The sequence below is a fragment of the Lysobacter sp. S4-A87 genome, from assembly GCF_022637455.1.
GTDB lineage: Bacteria > Pseudomonadota > Gammaproteobacteria > Xanthomonadales > Xanthomonadaceae > Lysobacter_J.
Map to the genome: position 1 here is coordinate 1,996,301 of NZ_CP093341.1, position 22,078 is coordinate 2,018,378.

Below are 22,078 nucleotides of genomic sequence, written 5' to 3' on the forward strand. Positions count from 1 at the left end.
CAACAGCCGCCCCGGGCCGCGGCCGTTTGGCCGCAGTCGAGATGCGTCGGGACGAGGGTGGTGCTAGTTCAGGGCGAGGCGATCGTGGCGGCGTCGCCCTCCTGTCCGATCAGTGCGGCGTTGGCCCAGTTGCCGCAGACCTGCGCCGGCTTCGCGCCCTGCGCGCCGACGGTGCGCAGGCTCAGGCGGTGCAGCCCGCGGATGTCGAGCTCGGGCTTGACCACGCCCGGCGCGCGGACCATGCCACTGTCGTAGAGCAGGCGGTCGTCGCCCCACACCTGGAATTGCATGCCGCCGGCATCGCGGCAACGGTCGTCGATGCCGATGTCGGCGCGCAGCAGGCGCCAGTCGCCCTGCAACTGCAGGTCGACGCGGCTGTCCGGACCGACGCCGAGGCCGCGGCGGAAGTGCAGGCCATTCATGCGCATCTCCGACTCGCCACCGTGGGCGTGGTCGAGCGCGACGCTTGCCGCCACGTTCGACGGCATCGTCAGCTCCGACAGATAGCGTTGCTGCGGCGTCCGCTCGGCCGTCTGGTGCTCCAGCACGCGGAAGGTCGACAGCGTGATCGGGCCGACGTCGCGCGGTTGCAGCGCGTCGAATGCTCGCGCGCTTCCGCCCTGCGCGGCCGACACCATCGGATCGTTGCCGCTGGCACCGTCGCCGTCCGGATTCTGCGTGCTCAGCACGCGGAAGCGCAGCAGGCGTCCGGCGTGTGCCGGGAACTCGATGCGCTGCACGCCCTGCTGCAATTCCAGGCGACCGCGCTTGACCGGCTCGCCCCACTCGCCATTGCTGTCGGCCAGGTAGACCTCGTAATCGCGGACCTGGCCGTGCTTCCAGTGCTGGTCGTTGCGCGGCGCCAGCTCGATGCCGTCGATCAGGCGACGTTCGCTGAAGCCAAGCACCCATTCGTGCGCACCGGTGCGCACGGCCTGGTTGCGCACGGTCCGGAACCAGGTCGCCGGGTCGTCGTCGAAGGCGTTCTCGAGGGCATGGCCCGGTTCCTCGGCCGGACGGCCGACCACGAGCAGGCTGTCGGACGGCAATGCACGCCCCAGCTCGGGTGCGGCCGGGAACTCGTCGTCCGGCAGTTCGGCGGCCACTGCAATCCCCAGGCGGACATCCAGCGCGCGGCGGATGTCCACTGGCGCGGTGCGCACATGCACGCTGCCGCGCCGCTCGGCGGCATCGAAGTACCAGCCTTCCGCGGCCGCCTCGAACGCGGCCCGGTCGGGCAGCGCCGGCAGCGCGCGGCCGTCGAGTTCGACCGCCTGCGGACGCTGGCGACTCAGCACGCGCAAGGCATACCGGCGCTGCGGCAACTGGCCGGCGTACTGCCCGCGAACGGCATCGATGTGCACGCGGACATCGCCACTGCCCTGTGCGGGTGCCTGCATGGCGATGGCCTGCTCGGAGAACTCGCCCTTCTCGTGGCGACGGGTGGAACCGTCGTCTTCATACAGCGTGTACTTCGAGTCGCCCTGCGGGTACAGGTCGAGCGTGAGCTCGTCGAGCGGCTTCTCGCCGTCGAACAGCATCGAGGGATACATCGGCACGATGGCGCCCGCGCGGACGAACAGCGGCAGCGTCGCCAGTTCCACCTTGCGGTCGATCTGGCGTCCCTGCGGGCCGGCCTGCAGCTGGCGACCGTCCCAGTAATCGATCCAGCGACCCTGCGGCAGATGGATGTCGCGCCGCCAGCCGCGGCTGGCGGCCTGGCTGCGGTACACCGGCGCCACCAGCAACTCGCGACCGAGCAGGAACTGGTACTTGTGCGCCTCGGTCCAGGCCTGCGGATCGCCGGGGAAATCCCACAGCGACGGCCGCACGATCGGTGCACCACTGGCTGCAGCGTCACGCGCCAGTCCGTACATGTACGGCGTCAGGCGCATCTTGAGCTTGAGGTAATCGCGGTTGATGCTGCGGTAGGGTTCGTCGAACCACCACGGATGCTTGCGCGCGGCCGACGACCAGCCCGACATGCCCATCAGCACCGGCGTGAAGCTTTTCCACTGCAGGTCGCGGGTGAAGGTCTCGGCGCTGCCGCCGAAGATCGCGTCGACGTCACCGCTGGCGTAGGCCATGCCCGACAGCCCCGAACCGATCAGCGTCGGGATGTGCCAGCGGATGTAGTCCCAGCTGCTGCTCTGGTCGCCGGTCCAGGCCACCGCGTAGCGCTGGATGCCGGCCCAGCCCATGACCGTCCACAGGAACGGGCGCGAGTCGGAATTGTCGAGGATGCCGTTGAACGCCTGCTGGTTGGCGTCCATCGCGAACTGGTAGCCCTTGCCGGTCCACGCCACGTCGAGCTTCTGCACGCGGCTGCCGGCCTTGCCGACTTCCCAGGCGATCTTGTCGACGCCGTTCTCGGTCCACAGACCGGTCTTGAAGCCGTATTTCGCCAGCCCCTGCGAAACCTTCGGCAGGTCCTTGTAGCCGCACCCGTAGCCGTCGTTGGGCAGGATCCAGCCGCCGGGCATGTCGTTCTCGCGGTACTTGCGCGCGACGCTGTCGACCACGTCCGGCGTGGTGCCGGTGGCGCCGTCGCTCCAGCCTTCGGGCACGGTGCCAGGCTTCTTGCCGTTGTCGCCGTCGTTGTAGCAATCGGCGTCGCCGTACGAGAGCGCCCAGCGCGGCAGCAGGCCGGCGCGTCCGGTCAGCGCGGTGTAGCGGTCGAGCAGCGTGTGCAGGCTGGCGCCGACGAAGTAGTACGCGTCGAAGCGGTCTTCGCGGTGCATCAGCGTGGCCTGGTCGGACTGGCGCAGGTCGTAGCTGCCGTCGCTCCAGGTGTTGCGCAACATGCCCCAGCCGCGCGAGCTCAGCAGCATCGGCGCAGGACTCGGGCGATCGCCCTCCTCCCAGCCACCGGAATAGGAAATCTCGAGCTCGCGGCCCTTGAACTCGAAGCGGCCGTTCTGCTGGCCGCCACCATAGAAATGTTCGTCGGCCTGGCTCGACAGGGTCTGCACGCTCTGTCCGGTGGCCAGGTCCAGCGGCTGCAGTTCCTGCCACAGCGCGACCGGACTGCCGTCCTCGATGCGCTCGAGCGAGAGCCGCAGCGGCTGGCGCTGGATGTGCAGCACCATGGCATCGGTGCGGATGCGCACTTGCCCCGCGTCTTCTTCGAAGGTGAAGGCCACCGGCGACACCGTCTGCGGCAGTACGATCGGCGCAGCCTTGTCACCGGCGGGAAGCAGCTTGCCTTTGCGACCAGCCTGCACGCGCACGACATCGGCGCGGAGCAGATCGATGCGCACGCGCGCACCGCTGTCGGTGGTCAGGTCCCAGCCGGCCTGGCCGCCCTTGCCGACAACCGGGGCGATCTGGCGCAGGTTTCCCACGGACTCGGCCAGGGCCGTGGCGGGCAGGGCCAGCCACGCAGACGCCATCGCGATGGCCAGGCACACATTCTGTCGTCCGCGGATCTTCAACTTGCCCCCAAGCCCGCAATTGGCGGGAATCCGAAACCATGGCGGCCGACTCTAGGGCAGCAGATTGAAACGTGTCAACGAATTGCAAAGAAAATAGAAGGTATTTTTCTTCATATCGAAACTTTGTGCAAAGCAACACTTTCCTATCGTCAAGACAAGCCTTCGAAAAGCCCTTATCGGCAGGCCGTTTGGCAGACCGGTTCGCGTGGGAACATCGCAAGGGTGACGAACCAGGGCCGCCCGGCAGCGAAACCTCCGCCCCCATAACCTTTTGTTTACCTTTCGATATTTGACATTTCGAAAGAAAACGCAGATCGTGCGCTCGCCCAACAGGAATCCCGAATGGACGCCACCCTCCATCCCGACTTGTCCACCTGGCAGCGCCTCGGCGGCGGCCACACCGCGCAGGAAATCGCACAGCAACCGGCGCTGTGGGACGAACTGGCGGACACGCTGGGGAAGGCCAGCGGCGAGCTCGATGGATTCCTTGGCGACTGCCTGCGCAACCCCTCGCAGCGGATCATCCTCACCGGCGCGGGCAGCTCGGGCTTCATCGCCGAGATGGCGGCCGACCAGATCAACGCGCAGTGGCCGGCCGACGTGCGGGCGATCCACACCACCAGCCTGCTGACCCATCCCGAGCTCTACCTCGATGGCGACCGTCCGACATTGCTGGTGTCGTTCGGGCGCAGCGGTTCCAGCCCGGAGAGCGTCGCCGCAGTCGAGCTGGTGCGCGAGCGCGTGGCGAACGCGCGCTTCCTCGACATCACCTGCAATCCCGACGGCGAACTGGCGCAGCGCGGTCGCGGCCGCAGCGACACGTTCACCCTGCTGATGCCTGCCGCCAGTTGCGACAAAGCCTTCGCGATGACCAGCAGCCTGAGCTGCATGCTGCTGGCGGCGCTGGCGACGTTCGATGCGGCGACGTGGGCACAACGACTGGATCGCCTGCGCACCCTCGCCTCGCTGGGTCGACTGGCGCTGACGCAGTGGGATGCTGACGCTACGCAGCTTGCAAGCGCGGCATACACGCGCGTGATCTACCTGGGCAGCGGCCCGCTCGAGGCGCTGGCACGCGAGTGCGCGCTCAAGGTGCTGGAGCTGACCGCCGGCCGCGTGCTGGCACTGGCCAATACGCCGCTGGGGTTCCGCCACGGCCCCAAGTCCACCGTCGACGGCGACACGCTGGTGGTGGTGCTGCGCAGCGCCCAGCCGCTGGCGCGCCGCTACGAGCAGGACCTGCTCGACGAACTTCGCCGCGATGGCATCGCCGGACGCGTGCTGTCGGTCGGACCGCATGCCGGTGACGACGACGCATCCGACTTCACCCTCGCCGTCCCCGCGCTTCCTGACGCCTGGCTGGCACCGTTGTGGCTGACGCTGCCGCAGCGCTACGCATTGTTGCGCTCGTCCGCGCTTGGACTGACGCCCGACAATCCGTTCCCCGACGGCACGGTCAATCGCGTCGTGCAGGGCGTGACCATCCACCGTCACGGCTGAGCGCATCAGACCATGCAGACCTGTTACGGCATCGACATCGGCGGCACCAAGATCGAACTGGTCGCCTGCGGCCACGATCTCGAGGTCGGTTATCGGCGTCGCATCAACACGCCGACGCAGGACTACGACGCATTCCTGCAGGCGATCGCCGGGCTGGTGCGCGCGGCCGACGCGGACCTGGGCGAAACCGCCACCGCGGTCGGCATCGGGGTACCGGGCGTGGTCGACCGCGGCAGCGGCCGCCAGCTCAGCGCCAACGTGCCCGCACTCACCGGCCAGAACGTCGGCGCGGACCTGCAACGCCTGCTGCGCCGTCCGCTGCACCTGGGCAACGATCTTCAATGCTTCGCCCTCTCCGAAGCGCATGGCGGTGCGGCGGAAGGCTACGCCAGCATGTTCGGCGTGATCCTCGGTACCGGCGCCGGCGGCGGTTACTGCGTCGATGGCCGCCTGGTCGCCGGCTACAACGGCATCGCCGGCGAATGGGGGCACTGGACCATCCCGGCCACGCTGCTGGCGCGGCATGCGTTGCCGATCCTCGAGTGCGCCTGCGGACTGCGCGGCTGCCTGGAGCGCTACGTCTCCGGCAGCGGCCTGGCGCTGATCCATCGCCATATCGGCGGTGATCAGGTCGAGGCCGGCCAGATCGAGGCCAGCCAGGTCGTGGCGCGTGCGCAGGCCGGCGACACGACGGCAAAGCAGGCCTTGGCCATCCATCGCGACCTGCTCGGCCACGGCTTGGCGGGCGTGATCCTGGCGGTGGATCCCCACGTCATTGTCCTGGGCGGCGGACTGTCGAAGTTCGACCAGCTCTATCGCGAGCTGCCCGCCGCGATCGCCACCCACTTGTTCAAGGGCGTGCGGGTGCCGCCGATCCTGCCGCCGACGTTCGGCGATGCCGGCGGCGCGCGCGGCGCGGCCCTGCTCGCACGCCAGCGCAGCGGCGCCATCTGAAACACACCGGAGCCCTCCCCCATGCCCGCAGCCGACTCCCCGATCGCCACCCTGCTCGCCGCCCATCGCCGCGGTGAACACGTCGGCATCTACAGCGTGTGTTGCAGTCACGAGCAAGTGCTGCTCGCGGCGATGCAGGTGGCACTGCGCTACGACACGCTGCTGCTGATCGAGGCGACCTCCAATCAGGTCGACCAGTTCGGCGGCTACACCGGCATGACCCCGCCGCAGTTCCGCGACTACGCGCTGCGCCTGGCGCATGCGCAGGGCTTTCCGGTCGAGCGGCTGGTGCTCGGCGGCGACCACCTCGGTCCGAACGCGTGGCAGAAACGCCCCGCGGACGAAGCGATGGCCAATGCCCGCGACCTGATCGCCGCGTACGTCGCTGCCGGCTTCCACAAGATCCACCTCGATTGCAGCATGTCCTGCGCCGGCGATCCCTCGCCGCTGCCGGACGAGACGGTTGCCGCGCGCTCGGCGGACCTGGCGCGGATCGCCGAACGCACCGCGCGCGATGCCGGCCTGCCAGCGCCCGTGTATGTGATCGGCACCGAAGTGCCGGTGCCCGGCGGCGAAGCCTCGCTGGCCACCGGAATACAGGTGACCCGGCCCGAGGCCGCCGCGCGGACCCTGGAGATCCACCGCCAGGCCTTCGCCGCCCCCGACCTGGCACCGGCCTGGGAACGCGTGATCGCGATGGTGGTGCAGCCCGGCGTCGACTTCGACCACAGCGACGTGCACCACTACGACCGGTCCGCCGCAGCCGCGCTGTCGGACTTCATCGAAGGCCAGCCGCGCATCGTGTTCGAGGCGCACTCCACCGATTACCAGACCGAGCCGTCGCTGCACGCCCTCGTGCGCGACCACTTCGCCATCCTCAAGGTCGGACCGGCAGCGACATTCGCGTTGCGCGAGGCGCTGTTCGCGCTGGCGGCGATCGAGGACGAACTGCTGCCGAAGGGCGAGCACCTCTCGCACCTGCCCGAAGTCCTGGACCGCTGCATGCTCGAGCATCCGTCCCACTGGCAGAACCATTACAGCGGCGACGAGCAGCAACTGCGCCTGCTGCGCCGTTACGCCCTCAGCGACCGCTGCCGCTACTACTGGGGCGAGCCGCGGGTGCGCGACGCGGTAGAGCACCTGGTCGACAACCTGCGGCGCCACCCGCCGACACCGACGCTGCTGAGCCAGTTCATGCCCGAGCAGTACCGCGAAGTGGTGGCCGGCCGCCTGGCGCCGGAGCCGGACGCGCTGATCCAGCACAAGGTCTTCGGCCGCCTGGCCGAGTACGCCCGCGCCTGTGCCCGCAACCAGGCCGGGGCCCGGACGGCATTCGAAACTTCCGCCGCCGTTGCCCTTTCGGAACGATAAGCTTCCCGCTTCCGAACCGAACGAACAGGCCCGCCATGCGAAACACCCGCCAACGCCGGCAACAGATCCTGCAGCTGCTGGTCCTGCACGGCAACGTGCAGGTCGCCGACCTGGTGGAGCGTTTCGGGGTGTCATCGGTGACGATCCGCGCCGACCTGAGCCACATCGAGTCGCAGGGACTGGCCACCCGCAACCACGGTGGCGCCGCGCTGGTGCGTACGCCGCCGCCGGAGCAGAACATCCACGAGAAGGATGCGCTGAACCTGCCACTCAAGGATGCGATCGGTGCGCAGGCCGCGCGGCTGGTGAAGCCGGGCGACAACATCATCATCGACTCCGGCTCGACCACGATGACGCTGGCGCGCCACCTGCACCTGCACCGCGACATCACGGTGATGACCAACGGCCTCAACATCGCCTGGGAGCTGGCCAACGCACCGGGCGTGGAGCTGCTGCTGACCGGCGGCCTGCTGCGCAAGCAATCGCTGTCGCTGCAGGGCAGCCAGGCCGAGGCCAGTCTCAATGCCTACAGCTTCGACACGCTGTTCCTGGGCGTGGACGGACTCGACCTGCAGTTCGGCCTGACCACGCACCACGAGGCCGAAGCCAGCCTCAACCACCGCATGGTCGAGCACGCGCGCAAGGTCGTCGTGCTGACCGATGCCTCCAAGTTCGGTCGGGTCAGCCTGCATCGCATCGGCCGCCTCGACCAGATCCACACCGTCATCACCGACGCCGGCATCAGCAGCGAGTACCGCGAGGGACTGCAGCGGCTTGGCATCGAGGTGATCATCGCCGAGCCACCGCCTTGACCCAAGCACGCACACTGCACGGCCGCATCCTCACCGCAACGGGCTGGATGCGAGGGGAAATCGAGTTCGACCAGCGCGTGCGCAGCCTCCGTGCCACGCCCGACGGCCATCCAGACGGCGACCTGCCGCTGATCCTTCCCGGCTTCATCGACCTGCATGTGCATGGCGCCGCCGGCGTCGACATCATGCAGGGCGGCGATGCGATCAGGACTGTCGCCCGCACCCACGCACGACACGGCACCACCGCCCTGCTCGGCACCACCATGACCGCGCACGAGGACGACATCGTCCAGGCGCTGCGCGGCCTGGCCGGCGCGATCGGCACACGCGATCCGGGCACGGCGCGCGTGCTCGGCGTGCACCTGGAAGGTCCGTTCATCAGCATCGAGCGGCTCGGCGCGCAGCCGCCGCTGGTGGTCGAGGCGACGATCGAACAGGTCGAACGGCTGCATGCGATCGCGCCGATCCGGGTCCTGACCCTGGCGCCGGAAATAGGCAACCACCGCGCGCTGATCCCGCGCCTGAACTCGCTCGGCATCCGCGTGCAGCTCGGCCACAGCGCCGGCACCTACGACGATGGCGTGGCCGCGCTGGAAGCCGGTGCCGCCGGGTTCACCCATCTGTTCAACGGCATGACCGGCGTCGACCACTACCATCCCGGCATCGCCACCGCGGCACTCGCACACGCGCAGTACGCCGAACTCATTCCCGACCTGGAGCACGTGCATCCAGGCGCCATCCGCACCGCGCTGCGCGCGATCCCGCGGCTGTACTGCGTGACCGACGCCACCGCCGCCACCGGCATGCCCGACGGCGAGTACGCACTGGGGTCACAACGCGTCTTCAAATGCCTGGGCTGCGTGCGACTGGCCGCTGGCTCACTGGCCGGCAGCGCGCTGACCATGGACCAGGCCCTGCGCAACCTGGTGTCGCTCGGCCTCGAACTGGCCGACGCCTCCAACCGCCTGTCGCGCTATCCGGCCGACTACCTCGGCCTGCACGACCGCGGCCGCCTGCAGGTCGATTCGTGGGCCGACGTGGTCGTGCTCGATGCGCAACTGCGGGTACGCCAGGTCTTCGTCGAAGGCGACGAGGTCGAACCCGCCTGACTTGCAAGCGTTTTGCCGGCGCGCCCATCGCGCCACGGCAACCCCCACTTCCCAGGACCGGCCCGATGAACGACGTCTCCGTTGCGATGCCCGTGCAAGCCCGCGCAGCCAGCCCGCAGTGGCAGGTCCGCTACCTGCTTTTCATCGCCGGAATGGGCGGGCTGCTCTACGGCATCGATATCGGCATCATCGCCGGCGCGCTGCCGTACCTGGAATCCACGGCCAGCATCAGCTGGCACCTGACCAGCCAGCAGCTCAGCTTCGTCGTCGCGGCGGTGCTGCTGGGCAGCGTGCTGTCGTCGCTGTTCGCCGGCGCCATCGCCGACATGATCGGGCGACGCGGGGCGATGCTGCTCGCTGGCGTGCTGTTCACCCTCAGCATTCCGGTGATGGCGCTTGCTTCGGGTTACGTGCCGCTCTTACTTGGCCGGCTGCTGCAAGGCATCAGCGGCGGGCTGATCGGCGTTGTCGTGCCGCTGTACCTGGCCGAAGTCCTCAGCCCGGACCGCCGTGGCCGCGGCGCGGCGATGTTCCAGTTGCTGCTGACCATCGGCCTGGTGCTCGCCGCGCTGATCGGCCTGTACCAGGCCCACGCGGTCGACAGCGCCGCTGCCACCGAGCAGGCGCTGGCAAGCGAGGAGCAGCGTCGCATCCTCTTCGAAGTGAAGGACCACGCCTGGCGCACGATCTTCTGGAGCTGCCTGCTGCCGGGCCTGGTGTTCAGCGCCGGCGTGATGCTGCTGAGCGAGTCGCCGCGCTGGCTGGTCCGTCGCGGTCGCACCGCGCAGGCGCGGCTGGCATTGCAGCGCACCGTTGCAACCGACGAGGTGGAAGCGACCCTGCGCGCGATGCAGGCACCGTCCACATCGGCCGCCGAAGCGGGTGACAAGCGCGACAGTCTCCTGAGCCGCCGCTACGTGTGGCCGTTCCTGCTCGCCTGCCTGATCCTCGCCTGCACCCAGGCCACCGGCATCAACTCGGTGCTGGCCTACGCCGTGACCATCCTCCATCAGGCCGGCTTGCCCGGTGCGGTCGCCAACGGCGCCGACGTGGCGATCAAGCTGCTCAACGCGGTGATGACCGTGGTGGCGCTGCTGTTGGTGGATCGCAAGGGTCGCAAGTTCCTGTTGATGCTCGGCAGCGGCGGCATCGCGCTGGCGCTGCTGTCGGCGGCGCTGCTGTTCCTGCAGGCCGAACGCGGCAATGTCGACGTGCGCCCGGTGCTGCAGCAACAGGTCACCGCCGACGCGCTGACGCTGAAGCTCGACGCGGAGAACTGGCAACGACTGGCTGGCAGCGATGCGACGCAGCCGCAGCAGCTGACCGTGTCCTACGCCTATGGCGATTTCACCAACGTGCGCTCGTTGCGAAGCGATGCGGTCGATGTCGACGGACTGGTCATCCGCCGCGACGCGAGCGTGCAGGCCGACGGTGTCATCGGCGCGTTCTTCCGCCGCCTCCACCTCAACCCGTTCCCCGACCCCGTCGCCGCCGATCAGGCACCGCTGCTGATCGAGCGCGCCAGCATCGGCCCGGTGCCGCCGCCGGCGCACGGCTGGGCGGTGGCCGTGTGCATCCTGGTGTTCGTCGCCTTCTTCGCCGTCGGCCCGGGCGTATGCGTCTGGCTCGCATTGTCGGAACTGATGCCAACGCGCATCCGCTCCAACGGCATGAGCATCGCCCTGCTGATCAACCAACTGGTGTCGACCACCATCGCCGCGGTGTTCCTGCCGGTGGTCGGCCACTACGGCTACGCGAGCATGTTCTTTGCGTGGGCGGGGTGCGCGGTTGTGTACTTCCTGGTCGCCGCGTTCCTGTTGCCGGAGACCAGGGGGAAGTCGCTGGAGCAGATCGAGGCAAGCTTCCGCTGACGCGCGTCCCGGGTGCGCTTCGCTTACCCGGGCTACCGGTGCGAGGTCGCGCGACTAGAGGTGATCGGCGTCGATCACTGCTTGCGCGAAAGCTTGCGGATGTTCCTGCGGTGGGTTGTGGCCGATCCCCCCGGAAAGGAGCCGATGCTCGTACTTTCCGGTGAAACGTTTGGCGTAACTCTCCGGCAATGGGTGCGGCGCGCCGTTGGCATCGCCCTCCAGCGTTATTGTCGGGACCGTGATCGATGGAAACCGGGCGAGCTTCGCCTCCGGCTCGTCGTATTTCGCCTCGCCTTCCGCCAGGCCAAGCCGCCACCGGTAGTTGTGGATGACGATATCCACGTGGTCCGGATTCTCCAGCGCGGCGGCGCTGCGGTCGAAGGTCGCGTCGTCGAATGCCCACTTTGGCGACGCCAGCTTCCAGATCAGTTTGGCAAAATCGTGCCGGAACCGGGTGTAGCCTGCGCGCCCACGCTCCGTGGCGAAGTAGTACTGGTACCACCACTGCAACTCGGCATCGGGCGCCAGGGGTGTTTGCGCGGCTTGTTGGCTACCGATGAGGTAACCGCTTGCGACCACCAGCGCCTTCACCCGTTCCGGCCACAACGCAGCGACGATGTCCGCCGACCGGCCGCCCCAGTCGTAGCCCGCAATGACGGCCTTGGGGATCCCGAGCGCATCCATCAACTGGATCACGTCGTCCGCCAATGCCGCAGGCTGGCCATTGCGAAGCGCATCGGCGGACAGGAAACGGGTACTGCCGAAACCACGCAGGTACGGGACGATGACGCGGTAGCCCGCCGACGCAAGCAGCGGCGCCACGTCGACATAGCTGTAAATGTCATAGGGCCAGCCGTGCAGGAGGATCACGGGCGGGCCTGCCTCCGGTCCGTCCTGTGCAAAGGCGATCTCCAGCGTGCCGGCACGCACATGCTTCAGCGGAGCGAATGACCTGTGCGCCATGTCCTTTACTCCCACTCCGGCTTTGGCATCCACCATTGGCTGCGCATTGGCCGTGCCGACCACGCCGAGGGGTACCGCTGCGACGCCCAGGGCCGCCGCCTCCAGCAGGAGTCGGCGGTGACGGTCAACGATCCCGGCACTGGTGTGTTCCATGATGCCTCCGATCGATTCGACTGCGGTCGATTCGAGCACGGGATGTGCTTACAGGGAAGATAGCCCGCGAGCACCGCGCTGGTTCCTCGAGAGCAATGATCCAGGCACCCAAGGCGCGCCGTGCCGCCGCCGGGATTGCTCCGGCAGCAGGAGGGCTCAGAGCTCGATGATGCCCCGTCGCGCTGCGACCGTGACGGCGTGAGTGCGGTCCGCCACGCCCAACTTGGCGAAGACGCTTTTCAGGTGTCCCTTTACCGTCTCTTCGGACAACCCGAGTTCAGACGCAACCTGCTTGTTCGCCTTCCCGATTGACACGAGGCGAAGAATCGCCACCTCGCGGCTGGACAACGGTTCATCGACAACGTGGACGGCGATCTCATCGGCGACGTCGCGATGGACGTGACGCTGGCCGCGATGGACGTCTCGAATGGCATCGATCAACTCGGTCCGCAGGCCACTCTTCAGCAGGTATCCGACTGCACCTGCCTTCAGTGCGCGAACCGCCTGCACATCGCCCGCATAAGTAGTGAGGACGATGATCTTGGCCCCCGGGTCTGCTGAGCGGATTTCGGTGATCGCATCGACTCCGTTCATGCCAGGCATCTGGAGATCCATGAGCGTCACATCCGGGCGCAGCGACCGGAACCGGTCGACGGCTTCGCGCCCGTCCCGCGCCTCGCCGATCATCGTCATGTCGGACTGGTTTTCCAGGATGGCGGCAACGCCATCCCGCAGCACCGGATGATCATCGACGACGAGAACGCGGATCTTTGGATCATTCATCGCTGGGATTCCTGTCAAGGAGACGTTGCCACCATGGCCATCCGCGGGGCTTGCGCTTGGCGAATGCGAGCTTCGCCGGCACTGCGAGTGTAACTTCCGAGCCGCCGTCCGGACCGCTGCTGATGGTGATCGAGCCACCCATCTTCTCGGCGCGCTCGCGCATTCCAATCATGCCGAAATGGCCAGCCTTCTGGCCACGCGCAAGAACCGCTGCGGGAATGCCAACTCCGTTGTCCCGCATCCGAATGGCCAGGTGCCTTGCCTCGAATCCGATCGCGATCTCGGCCCACGACGCGTGCGCGTGATAGGCAATGTTGAGCATGGCCTCACGCACGATCCTGGCGATCTCCGCGGCGATGAGCGGATGCAGTGGCCGCGGCCTGCCTTCGACGACGACGCGAACCGGAAGCGGCTGATCGAACGGGATCCCGGCCACGACCTTTTCGACCGTAGCGCAAAGATCGTCCGTGACTTCGTCCGCGCGCAGGTCGCGGACGCGGTTGCGCGCATCCACCACGACGTGCTCTGCCGCCGCCAGCGCCGCCTCGAGATGACCCGTGGACTTGTCCTCGCTGGACAACCGGTCCGCGACAGCCTGGAAGCGCAGGATCAGGCCCTGGACACCCTGCAGCAATGTGTCGTGGAGTTCACGCGCAATGCGTTCGCGCTCCGCGATGCGCTCCTCCAGCCGACTGCGGATGCGAGCGGCCACCTGCGCTACGCGGAATCGATACAACGCCCACAGTGAGGCGAGCGCCAGGGCGGAACACAAGAGAAGGAACCAGACGGATTGAACGAAGCTGGGGGGAATCTCGAAGTCCACCACTCCCCCGGTCCGGTTCCAGACGCCGTCATTGTTGGCGGCAAGCACGCGAAACCGGTACTTGCCCGGAGGGAGGTTGGTGTAGAACGCCTGCCGCCTGGTCCCGGGATCGACCCAACTCCGATCGAAGCCTTCGAGCATGTAGCGGGCGCGAACCCGACCAGGGTCGGCGAAACTCAGTACCGCGAAGTCGATCTCGACATTGGCCGTCGATGTCGGAAGCCTCACCGCCGTTGGATCACGGAAGGTGCGGCCATCCCCGTTGATCGCCCTGATCGAAACGCTGGGTGGGACCAGATTGCGAACCAGTCGTGCCGGATCCATCCATAGCGTTCCGGTTTCGGTGGCTACCCATATTCGGCCATCTCCGCCGCGCACCATGGATCGTTGCGAGTGCGAATGGGGTCTGCTGACCAGCCCGTCCCCAGGACCGAGCGCCAGTGTCGACACTGGAAGCGCCTTGTTGGAGAAGGCGCGCTCAAGCTCCTGTGGCCGGAACCGGGCCAACGACTTTGGATAAGCAAGCCAGGTATCGCCGTCAGGCGTCTGCACGATCCCGTTGATGCGACTGCCGAGGGACACCTCGGGTGCCCACGCGGTCTCGGTTCGCCCCGGTCGATGCCGGGCAAGCCCAAAGCTGCCCGCCGAATAGACCCAGTCTCCAGCGTCCTGGAGCGTGAGTACCTTGAGGCCGCTTCCACCAAAATCCAGGTGAGTGATTGCCTGCGCGGAGCCCCGAACCCAGATCAGACGGTCGCCCGACTGCACGACCACGCCGCCCTGCGGTGTTCGAACCATGGTCGTGGGAAAGAAGTCGACCACGTGGCCCGGCTGCAGGACGGTTTCCCAATGCCCGTTCCCGTACCGGTGCAGGCCGCTGCCTGCGGCGGATATCCAGTAATCGCCACTGGCGTCGAAAGCGCAGTCATAGATGATGTTGTGGTTTGCATCCTTGTCGGGACGTTCGATCGTCTGTCGAATGCTGCCGTTCGCCCAGACCAGGATCTGGTTCTCGAATCCCATCCAGATCGCGCCGTCCGGCGCTTCGCACAGACTCTCCGGCTCCACCACGTCACGCAGTATCGCCTCCGGCATTCCACCCGGCCTGACGCGATGGATGGTTCGCGCCTGCCCGATATAGACACTGCCGTCGGACGCACCCAGGAGCTTGTCGCCGAACTCGGCAGGCGAATCCAGCGCAGCTTCGGCGATCAGCGTGGCGGGCCGGAACCTGTCCAGCCCTACTTCGGTGCCGACCCAGATATTCCCTTCGCGGTCTTCCAGCACCTGGTTGGTAACGTCTGAGGACAGTCCATCGCGGCTGGTGAACGACTCCGTTCCGGTGCCGCCGTCAGTGGCAGGAACGCCGCGCGTACGAATACGTTTGACGCCGTCGTAACGCGTTGCAATCCACAGATTGCCTTCACGATCGAATGTTGGACCGAGCTGGATCTGCTCATCACCCGTGCGATAGGGATTGCGAAATGGGGCTGGCGAGCCGCGGCCACCGGGCCCGGTAATGGGGAAACTTCCGTGGCTGTCGGAGATCCACACGCGACCCTCCGGATCCTGCGACAGCGCGCCCTTGGGCATGCTCCCGACAAGTTCGAACCTCGCCGCGCCTGGCGCCAGGCGCGCGACCGCACTGGTACATGCCACCCAGATCGCGCCATCGGCCGCGACGATCATGTTCGTTATGTTGCTCTGTGGCAGTCCGTCGGCGGAATTGAACGTGCGCCAGCGTCCGTCATGGAAACGCAGCAATTCCGCGTCATAGCTGGCCGTCCGCGCCCAGATCGACCCATCGGGCCCTTCCGCCATCTCGTAGATCCGGCTGGGCGCGGTGATTCCGTCAAGGACATGCAGAGCGCCGTTGCGGTAGATGGCGAAGCGGCGCGAGGTTTCGAAGTTTGTCCACACGTCGCCGCTTCGTGTCACCAGCAGCGCGCTGGGCAGGCCGTGCTTGCCTGCGCTGTTTTCGTCTTCGATCTGCTCGAATCGTATGCCGTCGAATCGAAACAGCCCGTCACCGGTCGCCAGCCAGAGATAGCCATCCCGCCCTTGCGCCATCGCAACCACGGGCACGGGCGCTTCACTTCCGATCCAGCGCTGGTGAACGTAGTGCGCGAAGCGACGGGACTCCCCTGCGGACGCCGCAAGAGGCAACGCCATGACGGCGAACAGAAGGACCCTGGTTAGCCACATGCTGCCATTCCCCGCTTTAGGCTTCGTCCAACCGTCCGGCCTGTAGTTATGCCGGCTGAAGCGCCGCCATCTTACCCTCGAATGGGGGGGCTCCATGCGCCTCGATCGGGTCTGACGTGACGGTGGCGGGGCTTTATCGTCTGCGCATGACCAACTATGTATGCCGGTACCCCGACGGCGCCGCCGGCCTAGGACTGCTGTTCGTTCGCACTTGCCATGTACCCGCCGCTTTTGCCATTGCAGCATCGGCCGTTGCTGTCGATCCCCATGTCAGGTATCCGCTTGCGGGACTGATCGCGCTGCTTCTTGTGCTCGGATTGGCGACACGATTGGCCGCTCTGTCGCTGGGGGTGGCCGCTGCCGTCGCCATGGCGGCCTCCAGTTCAATCGAACCGTGGTTGCTCGTGGGCCATGTCGGCGGCTGCGCGGGGCTCATGTTGCTTGGCGCAGGGGCGTACTCGGTTGACGCAAGGCTTCACGGTCGACGTGTCATCCACCTGCACGCCACTACCCCCGACAGGGGTGCCGACGACTGACCTGCCTTGGGATGCCGCTCGTGCGCAGTCGCTGCCAACCTCAGTCGGCCATACTCACGACACGAGGTCACCATGTCGATCGTCCCGTCACCACAAGCTTCGTTGGACCACCGCGATGCGCTCATCTCGAGCCTGGCCGCCAGCTATACCGGCCTGGTCGCCTTCATCGCCGTGGCCAATGAGGGCAATTTTGCCCGAGCCGCCGACCGGTTGGGCATAGGCCGATCGGCTGTCAGCCGAAGCGTCCAGAGACTGGAGGTGCAAGTGGGAGCGCGCCTGTTCTCGCGCACCACTCGCAACACGACCATCACCCGCGAAGGCGAACAGTTCTACGAGAACTGTCGGCCAGGGCTCGAAAGGCTGCTGCAGGCGCTGGAAGACATGCGGGACCTGCGTGAGGGTCCGCCACAGGGCCACCTGAAGATCAGCGCGCCCATCGGTTTCGGCCGTAACGTCGTCGCCCCACTGCTCGCCGATTTCCGCAGGCAGTTCCCGGAAGTGACGCTGGAACTGCTGGTGGACGATCGCATCGTGGATCTGAGCGCCGAGCGGATTGACGTCGCTTTCCGCGATGGCCGCCTGGAGGACAGTCAGGTGGTCGCAAAGAAGCTGATCCCCATGCGGATGCTGGTTTGTGCGTCGCCAGACTACGCCCGCCGGCACGGCCTGCCGGCTTCGGTCGATGAACTGTCCTCGCACGCCTGCATCAACCAGCGGCTGGCCAATGGCCGGCTGCAGTCGTGGGACTTCAAGGTCGACGGCCATCCCCGCACCGTTACACCGAACTCAACCGTCGTCGTCAACGACCCATCGCTGGCGACCCAGGCGGTGCTCGACGGACAAGGCCTTGCCCAGCTGCCCGCCTATCAGGTTTGCAGCGCGCTGCGTGACGGCATGCTGGTGGCGTGCCTTGAATCGGTGGCACCGGACGATCGCGGGCACTACCTGTGCTATCTGAGCCGCTACCAGCTGCCCAAGCGAGTCCGGGTGTTCATCGACTTCATGACCGCCCGGATACGTGCACTGGACCTCGAAGGTCCACTCGCCGGACTGGGTTCGGATCAATCCCTGCGATCCGCGGACCCGATCGCAGGGATTGGCGTTGCCGCCTGAGCCATGTTGTGCTCGTGCAACTGATTGCACGCAGCACGCATGGACGGCATTGATGCTGCGGATCCAACAGCGTGGTTCCACCCGGTTGCCTACCGCCACCCCACTGCCCTGCCTAGAGTGTCTGACATCGACCATCGGTGGCACGACGCAACAGGAGTGCGACGCGATGAATTCCGACATCAGCGAGGGGTGGCAATGCAACGTTCGCGCAAGAGCATCGACAGGAGATTGTCGTCACTGGACACATGCATGGTGACAATGCGCGCGCGATCCAGTCGCCGCGACGACATCCTGTCTTCGTTCCATTCCGTGTCGACTGCAATAATCGAAGAGGCTGGCGAGCACGAACGCTATGTATCTGCCAGGTTGCGTTCGATCCTGTTTGCAAACGGCTTCCATGGCGAACCATCCATCCATTCGGAAGGTCGTTCGCGCGAACTGAACCACTTTCTCGGACTGATCAACCGGATGGTCCACGCGTGCGTGCGGACGAGAGCATATCGGGGCACCCCATGCAGAGCGGAGTAAGGATCGATCCAGCCACTTCAGTACAGCTGGGTGCCAACACCTGGATTGCCATCGTCGAATCCCTTCCACGATCCATGCGGACACGTATCAGGAAGAAGAGCGGTGCTTACCAGCGATTCGTGGAAGCGGCGATCTGGGTGGCATGGGCGGATGCGCATTGGGCAGAGCTGCCGCCGGAATGCGGCGCCTGGCGATCGGTGCACGCGCGCTTCCTGCGCTGGAATCGTCGCGGCTTGTGGAATGTCGTCGCCATGCACATCGGAAACGAGGCATCCGCGCACCTGTTGCGACGCGCCGCAGGTGCAAGGCAGCGATCACGCCCGACGCTGCCGTTGGCGGCGCGCCCGATTGAGCCACCGCAGATACTTCATCCCGTTCGCAGCGTCGCGATAGTGGATTGAGGCGAGCTTCCGCAAACTCGCGTAGCCTGGATAAGCGCAGCGCATCCGGGGGCCGTCAAGTCACGCGCGTCCCGGGTGCGCTTCGCTTACCCGGGCTACCTGTGCGAGCCGCGAGGCCACAGGATGATAGGACGCGCTGACCCGCGTAGCCCGGATAAGCGCAGCGCATCCGGGGCGTTAGGTCACGCGGTTTACTCCACCGTCACCGACTTGGCCAGGTTCCGCGGCTTGTCGACATCCGTGCCGCGCGCGAGCGCCGCGTGGTACGCCAGCAGCTGCACCGGGATCGCATGCACCACCGGTGACAGCACGCCGACGTGGCGCGGTGCGCGGATCACATGCACGCCGTCGGACGGGCCGAACTGGCTGTCCTCGTCGGTGAACACGAACAGCTCGCCGCCGCGTGCGCGCACTTCCTGCATGTTCGACTTCACTTTCTCCAGCAGGCTGTCGTTGGGCGCGATCACCACCACCGGCATGGTCGCGTCGACCAGCGCCAGCGGGCCGTGCTTGAGCTCGCCGGCCGGGTAGGCCTCGGCGTGGATGTAGGAGATTTCCTTGAGCTTTAGCGCGCCTTCCAGGGCGATCGGGTAGTGCACGCCGCGACCGAGGAACAGTGCGTGCTGGCGCGGCGCGAAGCGCTCGGCCCAGCTGACGATCTGCGGTTCAAGGTTGAGCGCATGCTGGACGCTGCCCGGCAGGTGCCGCAGCGCTTCCAGGTATTCCGCTTCCTTCTCTGCCGACAGTCGCCCCTGCAGCTTGGCCAGCGTAGCGGCCAGCGTGAACAGCGCCACCAGCTGGGTGGTGAAGGCCTTGGTCGAGGCCACGCCGATCTCGGCGCCGGCGCGGGTGTAGTAAACGAGCTTGCTGGCGCGCGGGATCGCGCTCTCGGGCACGTTGCAGATCGACAGGCTCTTGTCGTGGCCGAGCGACTTGGCGTACTTCAGTGCTTCCATCGTGTCGAGTGTTTCGCCCGACTGCGAGATGGTGACGATCAGGTGCCTGGGGTTCGCCACGGCCTTGCGGTATCGGTACTCGCTGGCGATTTCGACCGAGCACGGGATGCCGGCAATCGCCTCGATCCAGTAGCGCGCGGTCATGCCCGCGTAGAAGCTGGTGCCGCAGGCGAGGATCTGCACGCCATCGCATGCGCCCAGCACTTCGGCCGCATTGGCGCCGAACAGCGCCGGCGAAAAACCGGTGCCGTCCATCACCGCTTCGATCGTGTCGGCGATCGCACGCGGCTGCTCGTGGATTTCCTTCTGCATGAAGTGGCGGTACGGGCCCAGCTCCAGCGAGGCCAGCGATACGTCGGAGACATGCACTTCGCGCTCGACCGGCTCGCCGTCGATGTCGAACACGCTGACGCCTTCACGACGGACGTCGGCGGTGTCGCCTTCTTCCAGGAAGATCACGCGACGCGTGGACTGGATGATCGCCGAGACGTCGCTGGCGATGAAGTTCTCGCCTTCGCCCAGGCCAACCAGCAGCGGGCAGCCCATGCGCGCGGCAATCATGCGGCCCGGCTCGTGCTTGCTGACGACGGCGATCGCGTAGGCGCCGGTGAGTTCGCGCACGGCGAAGCGCACCGCCACCAGCAGGTCGCGGCCCTGCGACTGGAAGTAATGGATCAGGTGGGCGATGACTTCGGTATCGGTTTGCGATTCGAAGGTGTAGCCAAGACCACGCAGGCGCTCACGCTGCTCTTCGTGGTTCTCGATGATGCCGTTGTGGACCACGGCCAGCTCGCCGAAGCTGATGTGCGGGTGCGCGTTGGCTTCGGTGACGCCGCCATGCGTGGCCCAGCGGGTGTGGCCGATGCCCAGGCTGGCGTGGAAGCCCTCGGCCTGCGCGGCCGCTTCCATCTCCGAAACCCGTCCGGTGCGGCGCACGCGGCGCATGTCCTGTCCGTCGAACACGGCAATGCCCGCCGAATCGTAGCCGCGGTACTCCAGGCGCTTGAGGCCTTCGATCAGGACCGGGACCACGTCGCGATCGGCGATCGCACCAACAATTCCACACATTCGGCAGCACTCCTTGATGTCGCGCTAGTTTAGCCGGGGCCACGGTATGGCTGCTGTACGGCGGACACCCGGGTGTCCGGGCGGACACAGCGGACACCCTCGGCCCTTCCAAGCCACTGATTTCAATGGACTGATCGCTGGCACGGTTCCTGCGTTGTTTAAGCGCATTCTCATTCCTGCGCATCCGACACTGCATGATCCGCGACACCTCTGGACAAGACCGCGTACTCGCGGCCACACCGGCCAACCCGCGCCGCAAGCAGCTGCTGATCGGCGGCGGCATCGCCGCGGTGCTGCTGCTGGCATTGACCGTCCCCACGCTCGGGCGCTGGCTCGGCTCCGGACAGTCGGTCAGCGGCGAGCGCCTGCGCGTGGCCGAAGTCCGCCGCGGCACCCTGGTCCGCGATGTCGCGGTGCAGGGCCGCATGGTCGCCGCCGTCAGCCCGACCCTGTACGCCCCGGCCGCCGGCACCGTGACGCTGCGGGTGCAAGCCGGCGACGTCATCAAGCAGGGCCAGACCCTGGCCGAAATCGACAGCCCCGAGCTGCGCAGCCGCCTGGTGCAGGAACAGTCGACCCTGGCCAGCCTGGAGGCGGAGGCGCGCCGGGCCGCGCTGGACGCCCAGCTCGCCCGCTCGACCGCACGCAAGCTGCTCGACCAGGCCGAGATCGACCGCACCGCGGCGATGCGCGACCTCGAGCGCGGCCAGCGAGGCTTCGAAGGCGGCGCGGTGTCGCAGGTCGAAGTGGCGCGCGCGCAGGACGCGGTGAAGAAGGCCGACATCGGCCTGCTGCACGCCAAGCGCGACTACAGCCTGCAGGACCAGGGCGTCGGGCTGGACACCCGCAACAAGCACCTGCTCGCGCAGCGCCAGCAGGCGATCGTCGCCGAGCTGCAGCGCCAGGTCGACCAGCTCAACATCCGCTCGCCGGTCGAGGGCGTGGTCGGCACCGTCGCGATCACCGACCGCACCGTGGTGCCGGCCAACCAGGCGCTGCTGGTCGTGGTCGACCTGCGCGAGCTGGAAGTCGAGCTGCCTGTGCCGGAAAGCTTCGCCGATGACCTGCGCCTGGGCATGGCCGCCGAGATCAGCTACGGCGGCCACAAGTACGCCGGCAAGTTGCGCTCGGTGTCGCCGGAAGTGGTCAACGGCCAGGTGATGGCGCGCGTGCGCTTCGCCGACGACATCGCCGCCGAAGGCCGTCCGTCGGGCCTGCGCCAGAACCAGCGCGTCAGCACGCGCGTGCTGATCGAGGAGAAGCCGAACGTGCTGATGGTGCAGCGCGGCCCGTTCCTCGACACCGGCGGCGGCCGCATCGCCTACGTCATGGACGGCGACACCGCGATCAAGCGCCCGATCACCGTCGGCGCCAGCAGCCTGTCCGACGTGGAGATCCTCACCGGCCTGCAGCCCGGCGAGCGCGTGGTCATCTCCGACATCACCCCTTTCAACGGCGCCGACCAGGTGCTGGTCAACAACTGATCAACGCAAGAATC

At 67.0% G+C, this 22,078-nt stretch carries 15 protein-coding genes; 10 read left to right on the forward strand and 5 right to left on the reverse strand.

Annotated features, from left to right (window positions below):
* Positions 1-68: 68 nt before the first annotated feature.
* Positions 69-3,392: a TIM-barrel domain-containing protein gene (locus tag MNR01_RS08980; RefSeq protein WP_241917487.1), complete on the reverse strand. Its 3,324-nt coding sequence runs from the start codon at positions 3,390-3,392 to the stop codon at positions 69-71.
* A 384-nt stretch (positions 3,393-3,776) separates the two neighbouring features.
* On the opposite strand from MNR01_RS08980, the gene MNR01_RS08985 reads away from it, so the two are divergent.
* The 6 genes from MNR01_RS08985 (at position 3,777) to MNR01_RS09010 (ending at position 11,051) form a co-directional block, all read left to right on the forward strand.
* A complete protein-coding gene (locus MNR01_RS08985; protein ID WP_241917488.1) occupies positions 3,777-4,934 on the forward strand; it encodes an SIS domain-containing protein in 1,158 nt (385 codons plus the stop codon).
* Positions 4,935-4,946: 12 nt separating this feature from the next.
* A complete protein-coding gene (locus MNR01_RS08990) occupies positions 4,947-5,888 on the forward strand; it encodes an ROK family protein (RefSeq protein ID WP_241917489.1) in 942 nt (313 codons plus the stop codon).
* Positions 5,889-5,909: 21 nt separating this feature from the next.
* Positions 5,910-7,259 carry a D-tagatose-bisphosphate aldolase, class II, non-catalytic subunit gene (locus MNR01_RS08995; RefSeq protein ID WP_241917490.1) on the forward strand — a complete coding sequence of 450 codons (1,350 nt, stop codon included), beginning with the start codon at positions 5,910-5,912 and terminating at the stop codon, positions 7,257-7,259.
* Between the two features lie 35 nt (positions 7,260-7,294).
* Positions 7,295-8,071, forward strand: coding sequence for a DeoR family transcriptional regulator (locus MNR01_RS09000; RefSeq protein WP_241917491.1), 777 nt, complete (start codon positions 7,295-7,297; stop codon positions 8,069-8,071).
* Positions 8,068-9,180: an N-acetylglucosamine-6-phosphate deacetylase gene (locus MNR01_RS09005; RefSeq protein WP_241917492.1), complete on the forward strand. Its 1,113-nt coding sequence runs from the start codon at positions 8,068-8,070 to the stop codon at positions 9,178-9,180. The genes MNR01_RS09000 and MNR01_RS09005 overlap by 4 nt, the downstream gene beginning before the upstream one ends.
* A 65-nt stretch (positions 9,181-9,245) precedes the next feature.
* Positions 9,246-11,051 (forward strand): MFS transporter, encoded by a 1,806-nt coding sequence (locus tag MNR01_RS09010; RefSeq protein ID WP_241917493.1) that lies wholly within the window; start codon positions 9,246-9,248, stop codon positions 11,049-11,051.
* Between the two features lie 54 nt (positions 11,052-11,105).
* On the opposite strand, the gene MNR01_RS09015 is transcribed toward MNR01_RS09010, so the two are convergent.
* The 3 genes from MNR01_RS09015 to MNR01_RS09025 all read right to left on the reverse strand — a co-directional run bounded on the left by MNR01_RS09015 (position 11,106) and on the right by MNR01_RS09025 (position 15,978).
* A complete protein-coding gene (locus MNR01_RS09015; RefSeq protein ID WP_241917494.1) occupies positions 11,106-12,206 on the reverse strand; it encodes an alpha/beta hydrolase in 1,101 nt (366 codons plus the stop codon).
* Between the two features lie 117 nt (positions 12,207-12,323).
* Positions 12,324-12,950: a response regulator transcription factor gene (locus tag MNR01_RS09020; RefSeq protein WP_241917495.1), complete on the reverse strand. Its 627-nt coding sequence runs from the start codon at positions 12,948-12,950 to the stop codon at positions 12,324-12,326.
* Entirely contained in the window at positions 12,943-15,978 is a 3,036-nt protein-coding gene (locus MNR01_RS09025) for a sensor histidine kinase (RefSeq protein WP_241917496.1), read from the reverse strand. Before MNR01_RS09025 ends, MNR01_RS09020 begins: the two co-directional genes overlap by 8 nt.
* 146 nt (positions 15,979-16,124) lie before the next feature.
* On the opposite strand from MNR01_RS09025, the gene MNR01_RS09030 reads away from it, so the two are divergent.
* From MNR01_RS09030 to MNR01_RS09040, 3 genes are all read left to right on the forward strand, one after another.
* Positions 16,125-16,514, forward strand: coding sequence for a hypothetical protein (locus MNR01_RS09030; protein ID WP_241917497.1), 390 nt, complete (start codon positions 16,125-16,127; stop codon positions 16,512-16,514).
* 72 nt (positions 16,515-16,586) lie between these two features.
* Positions 16,587-17,627, forward strand: a complete 1,041-nt coding sequence (locus tag MNR01_RS09035) for a LysR family transcriptional regulator (RefSeq protein WP_241917498.1) — start codon at positions 16,587-16,589, stop codon at positions 17,625-17,627.
* Between the two features lie 512 nt (positions 17,628-18,139).
* The gene (locus MNR01_RS09040; RefSeq protein ID WP_241917499.1) at positions 18,140-18,556 is read left to right on the forward strand and encodes a transposase; all 417 of its coding nucleotides are present in this window, start codon (positions 18,140-18,142) and stop codon (positions 18,554-18,556) included.
* Between the two features lie 191 nt (positions 18,557-18,747).
* On the opposite strand, the gene glmS is transcribed toward MNR01_RS09040, so the two are convergent.
* Positions 18,748-20,580 carry a glutamine--fructose-6-phosphate transaminase (isomerizing) gene (gene glmS / locus MNR01_RS09045; protein WP_241917500.1) on the reverse strand — a complete coding sequence of 611 codons (1,833 nt, stop codon included), beginning with the start codon at positions 20,578-20,580 and terminating at the stop codon, positions 18,748-18,750.
* 194 nt (positions 20,581-20,774) lie between these two features.
* Between glmS and MNR01_RS09050 the strand changes: the two genes are divergently transcribed.
* Complete coding sequence (locus MNR01_RS09050) at positions 20,775-22,064, forward strand: HlyD family efflux transporter periplasmic adaptor subunit (protein WP_241917501.1); 1,290 nt, start codon at positions 20,775-20,777, stop codon at positions 22,062-22,064.
* Positions 22,065-22,078 lie beyond the last annotated feature (14 nt).